Genomic DNA, 14,113 nt, shown 5'->3' with positions numbered 1-14,113 from the left:
TTCCATGAATGTCGAACAACGTACATGTTTCGTTTCAAATTCAGTTTATCGCGCGATGAATATATACATTTGATGAAGTTGTTTAGTGGTAATAGAGGAGCTAAACAACTTTATTTTTCATTTTTATTTACAGTTACTACAATCAGGAGAGGTGTTACACATGGGGAAAGATATAAGTAACCATTCAAAATGGTTTGTTTTCACATTATGTTTTATCGTTTTATTAGGACCGATGAATGCAGTTTTATTTAATGTAGCGTTAGAGGATATGGCTCGTGATTTATCCATTGGCCAATCGAAGGTAAGTTGGGTTGTAGTAGGTTATTCCTTAGTTGTCGGTATTGGTTCGATGATATATGGGAAGCTGGCTGATCGTTACAGTGTAAAAAAACTATTAATTATTTCAATTATCATATTTGTAGCGGGTTCTATTATTGGATTTATGAATCAATCTTATACGATTACCATTCTTGCAAGGTTAGTGCAGGCGAGTGGAGGAGCAGCGTTTATTGCACTTAGTATGATTGCGGTGGCGAAATTAGTTGTTCCTGCTAAGAAGCCTGGTGCGTTAGCGATGATTAGTTCTTCTATTGCATTAGCGATAGGTATTGGTCCTTTAGTTGGCGGGGCTATTACGAATACATTTGGGTGGCCATATTTATTTTTATTTATGGTTATTTCAGTAGTGGGGATTTTCTTGCTTTTAAAATTTATGCCGGAAGAAGCGCAGCATACGGATGGAGCGTTTCATTTTGATTACACCGGAGCGGCGTTATTATTTGCATTCATTACGACTGTTTTATTAGGGGGAAATATTAATAGTTGGCTATTTGTGTTATCGGTTGCTTTCTTATTTTTATTCACGGTTCGTATGAAGAACGCGGAACATCCATTAATTGATATTGAGTTGTTTACAAATAAAACATTTCTTCGTTTAATAGCGGTCGGATTCGTAATGAATGTGGCGCTATGTGCTAGTTTATTATTATTACCATTATTGTTAGGAAGAGAGCACGGATTGTCTCCATTCGTTATCGGAATTGCACTGTTTGTTGCATCACTCTTTGGTATTGTTTCTAGTTTTCTTACTGGAAAGATCGTCCCTTCGTTTGGAAATGTGAATATGATTTATGTAGCGTCTGCCATTATGATCGTTGGCTTTTTAATTTTAGGGCTTATTCCAAACGGGAACATTGCTGTTATTGTATTGGCGATTATTTTAACGTTTATGAGTTATTCAGCTATTCAAGTATCAGTAAACACATTTATACCGAAAACATTACATCCAGCTAAAGTTGGGGTCGGTCTTGGTTTGTATAATTTAATTAACTTTTTCGGTATGGCATTTGGACCAGCTGTAGCGAGTAAAATCATGGAATCTACAAATAGTTATCGTTTGAATTTTATTTTAATCGTCATGTTAATTTCTGCTCATTTCTTCTTATTAATAGGAATGTCTTCTTTTCAAAAAAAGATGGAGCAATAAATACGTACTTTATTATAGAAGAAACCGACTTTCGTATAGAAGGTCGGTTATTTTTCTGTCTTGCAAATTATGAAAAAAAGGAGCAAAATAAAAAAGGTCCTAGTCTATACAGGTACAAATGAAAATTTTCATACAGAAGCACTTTAAGTGAGCGAACTTAAAGTGTGTAAAATATAATGATAAAATAAGATGATGAATGAGAAAACGGGTGATGAAGTTGAATAGAGCAATCGGTGTTATCGATTCAGGAGTTGGCGGTTTAACAGTAGCGAAGGAATTAATTCGTCAGTTGCCGAAAGAGCGCATTATATATTTAGGGGATACAGCACGTTGCCCTTATGGTCCACGTTCTCGAGAAGAAGTGCGTCAATTTACGTGGGAAATGACGGAGCATTTACTAGATTTGAATATCAAAATGTTAGTTATTGCGTGTAATACAGCAACTGCGGTTGTATTAGAAGAGATGCAGAAACAATTACCAATTCCAGTGGTAGGAGTTATTCACCCAGGATCACGTACAGCTTTAAAAGTGACAAACACGTATCATGTTGGGATTATTGGAACGATTGGAACGGTGAAAAGTGGTGCATACGAAGAAGCGTTAAAGTCTATTAATAACCGTGTTATGGTAGAAAGTTTAGCATGTCCGCCTTTCGTTGAGCTTGTAGAGAGTGGCAATTTTGAAAGTGAAATGGCATATGAAGTTGTAAGAGAAACGTTGCAACCGCTGAAAAATACTGATATTGATACACTTATTTTAGGTTGTACACATTATCCAATTTTAGGCCCTGTTATTAAAAAGGTAATGGGAGATAAAGTACAACTAATTAGTTCAGGTGATGAAACGGCGCGCGAAGTAAGTACTATTTTATACCATAGTAAAATGTTGAATGAGGGAGAGGAACAAAGTGATCATCTCTTCTTAACAACAGGAAAAATAGGCCTATTTAAAGAAATTGCATCAAAATGGTTCGGTCAGCCGATTGAAAATGTGAAACATATTTATTTAGAAAAAGAATAATAGTAGAATTCATATAAGTAAACTCCTGAGAAATCAGGAGTTTTTTGTTTGTAAGAAGCACAGCTTGTTCTAAAACAGGAAACAGCTCGTATACATAATAGTACAAACTTAGATTTTAGGGGGGAATGGCATGCCTAAATCCACTTTTAAATGGGTTGTTGGTGCTACTGTGAGCGCTGTTTTACTAACAGGGTGTGGCTTTATAAATCAGGAGAAGGCAACGGAACAAATTGATCCGCCAAAACAAGTTACGTATACAGAGGGTGGAAAGAAAGAAGTAGCTAAGAAAGATAAGCAAGGACAAACAGTGAATAGAGAACTATACCTTGTTGATAAAAATGGTTATGTTGTACCGCAAACGTTAGCTGTACCTACTCCAAAAGCAAATGAGGTTATTCAGCAAACGTTAGAGTACCTTGTGAAAGATGGACCGGTAACGAATTTATTGCCGAATGGGTTCCGTGCAGTCATTCCAGCGAATACATCGATGACCCTAAATTTGAAAAAAGATGGGACGGCAGTTATTGATTTCTCTAATGAAATGAAAAACTATGCAAAAGAAGAAGAACGTCAAATTGTTGAGTCAATAGCGTGGACGTTGACGCAATTTAAAGAAATAAAACAAGTGCAGTTCCAAATAAATGGTGAGAAATTAGCGAAGATGCCCGTTGGGGGTACGCCGCTTGGTGAAGGAGTGAGTCGTGCTAACGGTATCAACTTCGATGACGAGCAAGTAGCGGATGTAACGAATACAAAACCAGTTACACTTTATTTTATGGCACAAAATAATAATAAACAGCAATACTACGTACCTGTAACACGCCGCGTTGTAGAAGGGAAAGAAAATGATTATGCAGCAATTATAGATGAGCTTGTAAAAGGACCGATTCATCAGTCGCTTCTAAATGACTTTAATCCAGGAGTTAAGCTTATTACGAATCCGAAATTACAAGATGGAAATCTTACATTAAACTTTAACGAAAATATATTTATAAACCCAGATAAAAATATGGTTTCAAATTACGTATTGAAGTCGTTAGTTTTATCTTTAACTGAAAAGAAAGGCGTGAAAAGTGTTTCTATTGAAGTAAATGGTAAAGCAAATCTTATAGATGAAAAGGGCGGAAAGTTAATAAAACCTGTAGATCGTCCAGAAAACGTGAATACAGGTAGTTTTTAATCGTCAATAATTTGATATACTTAAGTAAGAAAGGGGAATTGCTTTTTGAGTTCCCCTTCTTTTATTGTATACATATCATACATTTAAATTTGGCTATACTAACAAGTAGTTATGAGGAGGTTATTTTTATGCGAGTAGATGGTAGAGAGAAAACAGAATTACGCCATATACATATTCATACGAATTATTTAAAAAATCCAGAGGGATCAGTATTAATTGAGGTTGGGGATACAAAGGTAATTTGCTCAGCGACAATTGAAGAGCGTGTCCCGCCGTTTATGCGTGGAGAAGGAAAGGGCTGGGTAACAGCTGAATATGCGATGATTCCACGTGCAACAGAACAACGTACAATTAGGGAGTCAAGTAAAGGGAAAGTAACAGGACGTACAATGGAAATCCAGCGCTTAATTGGACGAGCTTTACGTGCGGTAGTTGACCTAGAAGCACTTGGTGAAAGAACAGTTTGGATTGATTGTGATGTTATTCAAGCGGATGGTGGAACGAGAACTGCTTCTATTACAGGTGCATATGTAGCAATGGTATTAGCGTTTGAGAAGTTATTACAAGCAGAAAAAGTATCTAAAATTCCAGTAAAAGATTATTTAGCAGCAACGTCAGTAGGGATTGTTGAAGAACAAGGTGTTGTTTTAGATTTAAACTACGTAGAAGATTCTAAAGCAGACGTTGATATGAACGTAATTATGACTGGAAAAGGCCAGTTTGTTGAAGTGCAAGGAACTGGAGAAGAAGCGACGTTTAGCAGAGCACAGTTAAATGAATTACTTGATGCTGCGGAACAAGGTATTTTCCAACTGATTGACATGCAAAAAGAAGCGTTAGGCGACATCGTATCTCATATAGAGTAGAGGTGGAAAGTATGAAACAAGTTGTTGTAGCGACAAAAAATATGGGGAAAGTACGTGAATTTGCTGAGTTATTTGAGCGATTTGATTTAGAAGTAAAATCATTACACGATTTTCCTCATATTGAAGAAGTTGAAGAAACTGGTGAAACATTTGAAGAAAATGCAATCTTAAAAGCTGATAGTCTGAGCAAACAGCTTAATGCGATTGTAATTGCGGATGATTCAGGTCTTATTGTAGATGCTTTAAATGGAAAGCCAGGTGTGTATTCAGCTCGTTTTGCTGGAGAGCCGAAAGATGATCAAGCGAATATTGATAAAGTGTTACAAGAATTAAATGAGATAGCGTTTGATAAGCGTAAAGCTCGCTTCTACTGCGCATTAGCAGTGGCTTTCCCTGAAGGTGATAAAAAGCCTGTCATTGTAAACGGGACGTGTGAAGGGTATATTTTAGAACAGCGCCGCGGAGACAACGGTTTTGGATATGATCCGATTTTTTATGTGGAAGAATATAAAAAAGCGATGGCGGAACTAAGCTCAGATGAGAAAAATGCCATTAGTCACCGCGGACGTGCTCTTCGTAAGCTAGAAGAAAAAATCCCTGAATGGTTTTTAGGAGAATAAGGGAGAGAGATTGATGAAAGCTTTAATCGTAAGCGATAGTCATAGCTCTGTGAAGGAATTACAGCAGTTAAAAGAGAAATATGAAGGGAAAGTAGATATCATGATTCATTGTGGTGATTCAGAGCTAACGCCTGCTCATGAAGAGCTGCAAGGTTTCCATGTTGTAAAAGGGAATTGTGATTATGCTAACTTTCAAGATGAAATTGTAACTGATGTAGATGGCATTCGTTTCGTCGTTGTGCACGGACATCGTCATAACGTGAAAATGACATTACAAACATTAGCGTACCACGCAGAAGAGGTAGGGGCGCAAGTTGCATGCTTCGGACACTCTCACGTATTAGGTGCAGAATTAATCGACGGCGTTTTATTTATTAATCCAGGTAGTATTTTATTACCACGTCAACGTGTAGAAAAGACATTTGCTTTATTAGAAATGGATGAAAATCAAATGGAAGTTCGTTTTGAAACATTAGACGGACAACTAGTTGAACAAGCAGTTTTTAAAAGAGGATAAGAAAAATTATCCTCTTTTAAAAAAGGTGTTGACTTTATGTATGGTTATACATATAATAAATATTGTCGATAGGGCAACAGCGCTAACGAAGAAAAATAAAATAACATATGCGGGTGTAGTTTAGTGGTAAAACAAGAGCCTTCCAAGCTCTGGTCGAGAGTTCGATTCTCTTCACCCGCTCCATGTCCCAGTAGCTCAGCCGGATAGAGCATACGCCTTCTAAGCGTACGGTCGGGAGTTCGAATCTCTCCTGGGACGCTAAAAAAACCTTGTTATCTTTTGATAACAAGGTTTTTTGTTTGTCTACAAATTGATGTATGTACAAGAGGTATAAAATATAACGTAATATATCATAATTATTATGTATTACAGATTAAAGTGCATTAAGAAAAGAGCGCTATTTATGCGCCCTATTCCTCTTATTTAATTTAAAGAATCAATAGGTTTATGATGGAACTCGAATCCATATCCAGATTCCCCTAATTAATCACTTAGAATGTTATAAAACTTTTTGCAATTCTAGTACGATGGAGCAGCTGTGATCGAAACTTATCCCCGACAGTGTGTTACAATTAATAGAAGTGGAAAGCGAGAATCTCCAATTGACGGGACGTGTGATGGGTTGGACAGTTTAAGAAGGTTGTATAAAAAAGGGAGATGGCGCAAAGATGGCGAGATCAAATGAGAATGATTTAACGGAGAAATTGGCAGAAGGTCACCGAAAATATGGTGATGGCAACTTTACAGTACAGAACATCGGTGATGAAACTAACCCGGATTGGACTGTCGTAAAAAATGTGAGGAAGGGATCGGCAGGCATTCGCGAAGGCGAAGATATATTAAGACTGCGATCAAAATATATAAAGTAGTACGGAAATGGGCGGAGTGGGAGTTCAAATCTCTCCTGGGACGCTAAGAAACCCTTGTTATCTTTTGATAACAAGGGTTTCTTGTTTAGTTATTAATAAACTTCTCAAAGACAAAACCATAATCTTTCACGTTATATTGCTTCTTCGTATCAACGAGCCAGTTGAAGGCAATTTCGTTCATTTCTTTAAACTGTTCTGCTAAATTTACTTGTGCGTTTGAAATGCGGCTAAAAGCGTTAGATGCCATATCTAGACTTTTGTGTGCATACTGCAATGTAATATCGTTGTCGTATGCGATTTCTTCTATTTTAAGTAAAGCTTTATATAAATCTTTTAATTCTTCAACATGTTTTTTATGAACATCAATTGAATAATGCTCATCTCCCATTTGGAACTTGATTTCTACATCTAAATCAATCGTTCCAGCAGTTTCAAGTGCTACGTTTTTAATTTGATATTTACTATAGCTAAAGCGGCGTAGTGTCCGTTTTTTACTCGTTGCGCTTGTACCATCTAAGTGGAGTAATCCTTTGTTTGTAAAACAATATTCATCTGATTTTGATTTAATTAAAAAATAAATTTTCTCCCCATCTTCATGCATCACGTAATCATCAGCATCAACTTTATCGTAATCTTTCGGTGTGATGACAGATCCCACATCACTTAGTCCTAATACATCTGCAGCCATTTTTTTAAACATATATATAATCCCCCTTTTAAGTTCTTAATTGTACAAAAATATATTAACACGATTTTAATACAGTGTTTTCTTATAAATGAAAACATTTGAAGGTAAGTTAAGGGAAGTAACGAATAATTATTTCAACCCTAAATTATTTAGTAAATCTATTAGTTTAAGGGTGGATTCTCTGAAAAATAACTACGAGAAAAACAAGTGATTACAGAGAAATTCCGTGATGTCAGCTCAAGTAATATGAGGTGTTTTTCTATCATTTTTTGAAATCTTACAATTCTGTAAGGTAACTGTAAGGAAGTTCGATGGTAACAAATTGCTAATCCTCTATAATGAAGGTAACAACGATAAAACGAGGAGGAAGAAATGATGAAGGGATTAATCGTAACGGGTTTAACAGTTGCTTTTGGATTTGTAGCGTATGAGAAATTAACGTATGTAGTTGATGTTGTAAAACATTTAATCGCTTAGCAAAAAAACTGCCATGAGAGGGAAAGGGAATGAGTGAATGAATGGAATGGTTATTTGGAATTATAGGTACTTGTAGTGTAGTGTTATTGTTCTTTGTCCCAAGTGGTATACTTAGTTCGACAACGAGTTTGTTCTTCTTAAGTTTGTTTGCTTGTACAATGCTTATTATTATGTTTTTAATGAAGCGAAGTAAACCAATCTTCTATTTTAGCATGATTGTTATGGCAATTATTGTTCTCCAAATTATTACCCTTGTTATATACCCCACTATTATAAAAGCTTTCCATTAATGATGAATCCTCTGCCTGAATTGCTGAGGATTTTTGTTTGTACATTTTTAATTTTTAGTAAGGATTTGTTTATATTGAAATATGAAAATTAAATATTTTTATATTTCAAACAAAGGGTTTTGGGATGTTGTGTTCTCATTACTCATTTGATATATTTACTTTAAAGATAATTAAAATCTAGAAAAAGAGGCGGACGTATGGATAAAAAAGAAAATACGGTCGTATTGTTTCCACAGCTATCAGAGCGATATATTGATGAAGGTTTTTTAGCACTGAAAGAGCGGAAATTCGAAGATGCATTGCGCTGCTTTGAAATATTACGTCAGTATAATGCAGAAACGGAACAAACGGAACTCGCTTCTGTTATTTGTTTGTTAGAATTAAAGCATATGGAAGAAGCGAAAGACAAATGTGAACAGTTACTTGAAACGGGAGCTGTATTATTTGGTGATATTCTTGAAACATATGTGACGATTTTAGTTCAAACAAATGATTATGAAGGTGTTATTGAAACCGTCGAAAAAGTGTTGCAAACGAAAGATATAATGCCTGAGCAAAAGGAAAAATTAGCACAGCTCGCTTTATTTGCAGAAGGTATGTTAAATGAAGTAGATACGTCACTAGTCGATTCGAATTTTGAATTAGATGAGTTTACTAATGAAATGTTTGGAGAAAACTTTGGACAAAAGCTAAGAGCAATTCAGCAACTTTCGTTAAAAGACTTGGATCTTGCATTACCTATTTTAAAGGAATTTTTAATAGACGAAAAACAACACCCTTATTTGAAAACTTCTATTTTGTATAAAATGATAGAAAATCAAATAGAAGAAGAAATAGAGGTAGAAAAGTTTGGAAATACGATGAAGGTGATTCCGGCATTTACAGGTCATAATGAGGAGCAATCCGATAACATTATACATACATTATCAAGTCGATTAGAGCAAAATTATCCCGATATATTTGAAGCGATGGTTACATATTGGAAAGAATTGCGAATTAGCATTTTCCCATTCGCTCTATTAATGGATAAAGTAGAGATTTGGGCTGCTGTTTTAGAGAGAATTGGAAGAAAGCGTTTCGGGTTGACTATTAATGAAGAAGAGCTTATGACAGCGTATAATATTGAATTAGAAGAGTTTCATATTGCCTATCAATGGTTATTACGTGTTGAAAGAGAAGGATATTTGCCCGTATAATTATGAAAAAGAATCGTTCGGTTCTTGAAACGAGCATATTCTATGTTATAATGTAAGGGTTGCAAAAGGCAGAAATCTGCCTGTTTGTAAGAGAAGAGAAGTGTAATTCTCTTACTTAATATGTTTCATATTATTCTCGAACAAAATATACCGTAGTTGTCTTTTAGACAATTAGTAGATTGGAACATTATATCTGAAAGCTTTTGCTAGAGGATTATTTGTACTTTTGTTATTTCAAAAAAGAGATAATGAAGATTTTAATCTATAGAGGTATGTGCATACATTATTATAGTTGGAGGGAAAGAATAAATGGCTACAAAATGGGAAAAATTAGAAGGTAACGTAGGCGTTCTAACAATCGAAGTTGATGCTAAAGAAGTAAACAACTCTATCGACGCTGCGTTCAAAAAAGTAGTACAAACAATCAACGTACCAGGTTTCCGTAAAGGAAAAATGCCTCGTCCGTTATTCGAACAACGCTTTGGTATCGAATCTTTATATCAAGATGCTATAGATATCATCTTACCAAAAGCATACGGTGAAGCGATTGATGAAGCTGGTATCTTCCCAGTTGATCATCCTGAAATCAACATCGAGAAGTTCGAAAAAAATGCTAACCTTATCTTCACTGCAAAAGTTACAGTGAAACCTGAAGTTAAATTAGGTGAGTACAAAGGTTTAGCAGTAGAAAAAGTTGAAACAACTGTAACTGACGAAGATGTAGAGAACGAATTAAAATCTTTACAAGAGCGTCAAGCTGAACTAGTTGTTAAAGAAGAAGGAACTGTTGAAAACGGTGATACAGCTGTAATCGACTTCGAAGGTTTCGTTGATGGCGAAGCATTTGAAGGCGGAAAAGGCGAAAACTACTCTCTAGCAATCGGTTCTGGTACATTCATCCCAGGTTTCGAAGAGCAAGTAATTGGTCTTAAATCTGGTGATTCTAAAGAAGTTGAAGTATCATTCCCAGAAGAGTACCACGCTGCTGAATTAGCTGGTAAACCAGCTACATTCAAAGTAACAATTCACGAAATCAAAACAAAAGAACTTCCTGAGTTAAACGACGAGTTCGCTAAAGAAGCTGACGAAGCTGTTGCAACTCTTGATGAATTAAAAACAAAACTTCGTACAAACTTAGAAGAAGGCAAAAAGCACGAAGCTGAGCACAAAGTACGTGACGAAGTAGTAGAATTAGCTGCTGCTAACGCTGAAATCGAAATTCCAGAAGCTATGATCGACACTGAGTTAGATCGTATGGTTCGTGAATTCGAGCAACGTTTAAGCCAACAAGGTATGAACCTTGAGCTTTACTACCAATTCACAGGTACTGACGCTGACAAGTTAAAAGAGCAAATGAAAGAAGACGCTCAAAAACGCGTAAGAATCAACCTTGTTCTTGAAGCTATCATTGAAGCTGAAAACATCGAAGTTACTGAAGAAGAAGTAACTGCAGAAGTTGAAAAAATGGCTGAAATGTACGGTATGCCAGTAGACGCTATCAAGCAAGCTCTTGGAAGTGTAGACGCTTTAGCTGAAGATCTTAAAGTGCGTAAAGCTGTAGATTTCTTAGTAGAAAACGCTGCATAATAAAATAACAAGGCACGATTTTAATCGTGCCTTGTTTTATAAATATAGAAATATATTTATAAAACTTTTCGATGAAGAAGGAAAACTTCCTTTACAAGTCGAATATACATATTTCAAAAGTTTTAAAATTTTTTTATTTGTACATAACTAGTCATATTATTTGTATTTCTCGCCACGTAGTGACATAATATGTATTTACATACGATACATTTATCGTGTACATACGAAGGCAAGAGGTTAGCACTTTGTAAGGGGTGTGAAAATATGTTTAAATTTAATGATGAAAAAGGTCAATTAAAATGTTCTTTCTGTGGTAAAACACAAACGCAAGTTCGAAAGTTAGTTGCAGGTCCAGGTGTTTACATTTGTGACGAGTGTATCGAACTTTGTACTGAAATTGTACAAGAGGAGCTTGCGAAGGACGAAGAAGTAGAATTCAAAGATGTACCGAAACCGGTAGAAATTCGTGAAATCTTAGATGAGTATGTCATCGGACAAGATAACGCGAAAAAAGCGCTAGCGGTAGCGGTATATAACCATTACAAACGCATTAATTCTAACAGCAAAATTGATGATGTAGAATTAGCGAAGAGTAATATTTCACTTATTGGGCCAACTGGTAGTGGTAAAACATTATTGGCACAAACATTAGCGCGTATTTTAAATGTTCCATTTGCGATCGCGGACGCAACATCTTTAACTGAAGCTGGATACGTTGGGGAAGATGTAGAAAACATCTTACTAAAATTAATCCAAGCAGCTGATTATGATGTAGAAAAAGCGGAAAAAGGAATCATTTATATTGATGAGATTGATAAAGTGGCACGTAAGTCCGAAAATCCATCAATTACACGTGATGTATCTGGTGAAGGTGTGCAGCAGGCACTTCTGAAAATTTTAGAAGGTACTGTAGCAAGCGTTCCACCTCAAGGTGGTCGTAAGCATCCGCACCAAGAGTTTATTCAAATTGATACAACGAATATCTTATTCATCTGTGGTGGAGCGTTTGATGGCATCGAGCCAATTATTAAACGTCGTCTTGGTGAAAAAGTAATTGGATTTGGTGCTGAGAAGAAAAATGCTGATGTAAATGAGAAGCATGTTTTATCTCACGTATTACCAGAGGACCTTTTAAGATTTGGTTTAATTCCAGAGTTTATCGGTCGTCTTCCAGTTATTGCGAACCTAGAGCCGCTTGATGAAGATGCTCTTGTTGATATTTTAACGAAACCGAAAAATGCACTTGTTAAGCAATTCCAAAAACTATTGGAGCTTGACGATGTTGAGTTAGAGTTTGAAGAAGGCGCACTAATTGAAATTGCGAAAAAAGCAATTGAACGTAAAACAGGTGCTCGTGGACTTCGTTCTATTATTGAAGGCTTAATGCTGGATGTAATGTTTGAACTTCCATCTCGCAAAGATATTGAGAAGTGTATTCTTACGAAAGAAACAGTAGCTGATAATGAACCGCCGAAATTGGTGTTACAAGACGGTACTGTACTTGATACAAAAACATCTGCATAGTGCGAAGGAGAAACAGCAATTTTTATAATTGCTGTTTTTCTTTATGTTTAGCTATGTTCCTCCGCGGAAATACTAAGAGATAAAACATTGCGGGAGGAAATAAATGATGAGCTGGACAAATATATTTTTACTTGTTCAACTTGTTTTTGGTGTAATTGTCGGATTGTACTTTTGGCATTTACTTCGAAATCAGCGAACACAAAAAGTTTCAATTGATCGAGAATCGAAAAAAGAATTAGAGCAACTTCGTAAAATGCGCGAGATTTCTTTAACAGAGCCGCTCGCGGAAAAGGTGCGTCCTACATCCTTTTTAGATATTGTAGGGCAAGAGGACGGGATTAAGTCGTTAAAAGCGGCTCTTTGTGGCCCGAACCCGCAACATGTGATTATATATGGTCCACCGGGTGTTGGAAAGACAGCTGCAGCACGTCTTGTTTTAGAGGAAGCGAAACGAAATCCAAAATCTCCATTTCGCACGAATGCAACATTTATTGAACTGGATGCGACGACAGCTAGGTTTGATGAACGTGGTATTGCAGACCCTTTAATCGGTTCGGTACATGATCCGATTTATCAAGGTGCTGGTGCAATGGGGCAGGCGGGTATTCCGCAACCGAAAAAAGGTGCGGTAACAGATGCACATGGTGGTATTTTGTTTATTGATGAGATTGGCGAACTACATCCGATTCAAATGAACAAAATGTTAAAGGTGCTAGAAGACCGGAAAGTGTTTTTGGAAAGTGCATACTATAGTGAAGAGAATACGATGATTCCAACATATATACATGACATTTTTCAAAAAGGTTTACCAGCCGATTTTCGCTTAGTTGGGGCGACGACGCGTTCGCCAGAGGAGATTCCACCTGCTATTCGGTCACGCTGTTTAGAAGTGTTTTTCCGTGAATTAGATACAGATGAAATTCAAAAAGTAGCGAAGAATGCAGCTGATAAAGTGGAAATGCAAATAGGTGAGAACGGTATTGAAATGATTGGGATGTATGCAAGAAATGGACGAGAAGCGATTAACCTTGTACAAATTTCTGCTGGTATGGCAATAAATGAAGAACGTTCTTTCATTAAAGATGAAGATATAGAGTGGGTTGTTCACTCTAGTCAACTTACACCAAAATATGAAAAACGTATTTATCCTATTCCAAGAATCGGCCTTGTAAATGGACTTGCTATATACGGACCGAATACAGGCGCGTTATTAGAAATTGAAGTAACAGCAATCAAAGCGAAAGATAAAGGATCGGTAAATGTTACCGGAATTGTTGAAGAGGAAAGTATTGGTAGTCAAACGAAGTCCATTCGCCGTAAAAGTATGGCGAAAGGTTCTGTAGATAATGTATTAACGGTACTTCGTTCTCTAGATGTGTTGCCAGAAGGATACGATATACATATTAATTTTCCAGGTGGTATCCCAATTGATGGGCCTTCGGCAGGTATTGCTATGGCAACGGGTGTATATTCAGCGGTGCATCGTACGTATGTGAATAATGAAGTAGCGATGACTGGTGAAATAAGTATACACGGTGAAGTGAAACCTATTGGTGGTGTGTACGCAAAAATAAAAGCTGCGAAAAAAGCAGGTGCGAAGAAAGTTATTATTCCTGCTGAAAACATGCAACCGTTTTTGTACACAATAAAAGGAATTGAAATCATTCCTGTTCGTAAGTTAAAAGAAGTATTTGAGTTAACATTTATGCAGGAAAATATGCATCGAGACATTGATATACATACTACTGTAGATGAAACAGATGCACAATCCATGTGAGAATGAACGATAATA

At 36.3% G+C, this 14,113-nt stretch carries 13 protein-coding genes and 2 tRNA genes; 14 read left to right on the top strand and 1 reads right to left on the bottom strand.

From position 1 onward, the window contains the following. Nucleotides 1-160 precede the first annotated feature (160 nt). From MR115_RS06960 to MR115_RS06920, 9 genes are all read left to right on the top strand, one after another. Entirely contained in the window at nt 161-1,486 is a 1,326-nt protein-coding gene (locus tag MR115_RS06960; protein ID WP_242240576.1) for an MFS transporter, read from the top strand. Between the two features lie 211 nt (nt 1,487-1,697). Then, entirely contained in the window at nt 1,698-2,507 is an 810-nt protein-coding gene (gene racE, locus MR115_RS06955) for a glutamate racemase (RefSeq protein WP_000774001.1), read from the top strand. 130 nt (nt 2,508-2,637) lie between these two features. Further along, the gene (gene gerM, locus MR115_RS06950) at nt 2,638-3,687 is read left to right on the top strand and encodes a spore germination protein GerM (protein WP_242240575.1); all 1,050 of its coding nucleotides are present in this window, start codon (nt 2,638-2,640) and stop codon (nt 3,685-3,687) included. Nucleotides 3,688-3,815: 128 nt separating this feature from the next. Further along, nucleotides 3,816-4,553 carry a ribonuclease PH gene (gene rph / locus MR115_RS06945; protein WP_001261774.1) on the top strand — a complete coding sequence of 246 codons (738 nt, stop codon included), beginning with the start codon at nt 3,816-3,818 and terminating at the stop codon, nt 4,551-4,553. A gap of 11 nt (nt 4,554-4,564) precedes the next feature. Then, nucleotides 4,565-5,173, top strand: a complete 609-nt coding sequence (locus MR115_RS06940) for an XTP/dITP diphosphatase (RefSeq protein ID WP_063261290.1) — start codon at nt 4,565-4,567, stop codon at nt 5,171-5,173. A 13-nt stretch (nt 5,174-5,186) separates the two neighbouring features. Continuing rightward, the gene (locus MR115_RS06935) at nt 5,187-5,690 is read left to right on the top strand and encodes a metallophosphoesterase (RefSeq protein ID WP_064474675.1); all 504 of its coding nucleotides are present in this window, start codon (nt 5,187-5,189) and stop codon (nt 5,688-5,690) included. Nucleotides 5,691-5,799: 109 nt separating this feature from the next. Continuing rightward, nucleotides 5,800-5,873, top strand: a tRNA-Gly gene (locus tag MR115_RS06930). Nucleotide 5,874: 1 nt separating this feature from the next. Continuing rightward, nucleotides 5,875-5,948, top strand: a tRNA-Arg gene (locus MR115_RS06925). Between the two features lie 410 nt (nt 5,949-6,358). Further along, entirely contained in the window at nt 6,359-6,559 is a 201-nt protein-coding gene (locus tag MR115_RS06920; protein ID WP_000124458.1) for a hypothetical protein, read from the top strand. Between the two features lie 85 nt (nt 6,560-6,644). Here the strand turns inward: MR115_RS06920 and MR115_RS06915 are convergent, their stop codons facing one another. After that, nucleotides 6,645-7,259 carry a PH domain-containing protein gene (locus tag MR115_RS06915; protein WP_242240574.1) on the bottom strand — a complete coding sequence of 205 codons (615 nt, stop codon included), beginning with the start codon at nt 7,257-7,259 and terminating at the stop codon, nt 6,645-6,647. Between the two features lie 506 nt (nt 7,260-7,765). On the opposite strand from MR115_RS06915, the gene MR115_RS06910 reads away from it, so the two are divergent. The 5 genes from MR115_RS06910 to lonB all read left to right on the top strand — a co-directional run bounded on the left by MR115_RS06910 (nt 7,766) and on the right by lonB (nt 14,098). Then, the gene (locus MR115_RS06910) at nt 7,766-8,014 is read left to right on the top strand and encodes a hypothetical protein (RefSeq protein WP_001983650.1); all 249 of its coding nucleotides are present in this window, start codon (nt 7,766-7,768) and stop codon (nt 8,012-8,014) included. 197 nt (nt 8,015-8,211) lie between these two features. After that, the gene (locus tag MR115_RS06905; protein ID WP_242240573.1) at nt 8,212-9,210 is read left to right on the top strand and encodes a hypothetical protein; all 999 of its coding nucleotides are present in this window, start codon (nt 8,212-8,214) and stop codon (nt 9,208-9,210) included. Between the two features lie 309 nt (nt 9,211-9,519). After that, entirely contained in the window at nt 9,520-10,797 is a 1,278-nt protein-coding gene (tig, locus tag MR115_RS06900; RefSeq protein ID WP_073516630.1) for a trigger factor, read from the top strand. A 264-nt stretch (nt 10,798-11,061) separates the two neighbouring features. Continuing rightward, nucleotides 11,062-12,321: an ATP-dependent protease ATP-binding subunit ClpX gene (gene clpX / locus MR115_RS06895; protein WP_000472283.1), complete on the top strand. Its 1,260-nt coding sequence runs from the start codon at nt 11,062-11,064 to the stop codon at nt 12,319-12,321. 106 nt (nt 12,322-12,427) lie between these two features. Beyond that, nucleotides 12,428-14,098 (top strand): ATP-dependent protease LonB, encoded by a 1,671-nt coding sequence (lonB, locus tag MR115_RS06890; RefSeq protein ID WP_242240624.1) that lies wholly within the window; start codon nt 12,428-12,430, stop codon nt 14,096-14,098. Nucleotides 14,099-14,113 lie beyond the last annotated feature (15 nt).

Source organism: Bacillus cereus group sp. BfR-BA-01309, from assembly GCF_022664315.1.
Lineage (GTDB): Bacteria > Bacillota > Bacilli > Bacillales > Bacillaceae_G > Bacillus_A > Bacillus_A mobilis.
The sequence above is the reverse complement of the archived record's forward strand: the minus strand, read 5'-3'. Positions and strand labels throughout refer to the sequence as shown.

Bases quoted from the DNA above. Each gene is read 5' to 3' on its own strand.
- MR115_RS06960 (WP_242240576.1), top strand. From the start codon at position 161: ATGGGGAAAGATATAAGTAACCATTCAAAATGGTTTGTTTTCACATTA.
- racE (WP_000774001.1), top strand. From the start codon at position 1,698: ATGAAGTTGAATAGAGCAATCGGTGTTATCGATTCAGGAGTTGGCGGT.
- gerM (WP_242240575.1), top strand. From the start codon at position 2,638: ATGCCTAAATCCACTTTTAAATGGGTTGTTGGTGCTACTGTGAGCGCT.
- rph (WP_001261774.1), top strand. From the start codon at position 3,816: ATGCGAGTAGATGGTAGAGAGAAAACAGAATTACGCCATATACATATT.
- MR115_RS06940 (WP_063261290.1), top strand. From the start codon at position 4,565: ATGAAACAAGTTGTTGTAGCGACAAAAAATATGGGGAAAGTACGTGAA.
- MR115_RS06935 (WP_064474675.1), top strand. From the start codon at position 5,187: ATGAAAGCTTTAATCGTAAGCGATAGTCATAGCTCTGTGAAGGAATTA.
- MR115_RS06920 (WP_000124458.1), top strand. From the start codon at position 6,359: ATGGCGAGATCAAATGAGAATGATTTAACGGAGAAATTGGCAGAAGGT.
- MR115_RS06915 (WP_242240574.1), bottom strand. From the start codon at position 7,259: ATGTTTAAAAAAATGGCTGCAGATGTATTAGGACTAAGTGATGTGGGA.
- MR115_RS06910 (WP_001983650.1), top strand. From the start codon at position 7,766: ATGGAATGGTTATTTGGAATTATAGGTACTTGTAGTGTAGTGTTATTG.
- MR115_RS06905 (WP_242240573.1), top strand. From the start codon at position 8,212: ATGGATAAAAAAGAAAATACGGTCGTATTGTTTCCACAGCTATCAGAG.
- tig (WP_073516630.1), top strand. From the start codon at position 9,520: ATGGCTACAAAATGGGAAAAATTAGAAGGTAACGTAGGCGTTCTAACA.
- clpX (WP_000472283.1), top strand. From the start codon at position 11,062: ATGTTTAAATTTAATGATGAAAAAGGTCAATTAAAATGTTCTTTCTGT.
- lonB (WP_242240624.1), top strand. From the start codon at position 12,428: ATGAGCTGGACAAATATATTTTTACTTGTTCAACTTGTTTTTGGTGTA.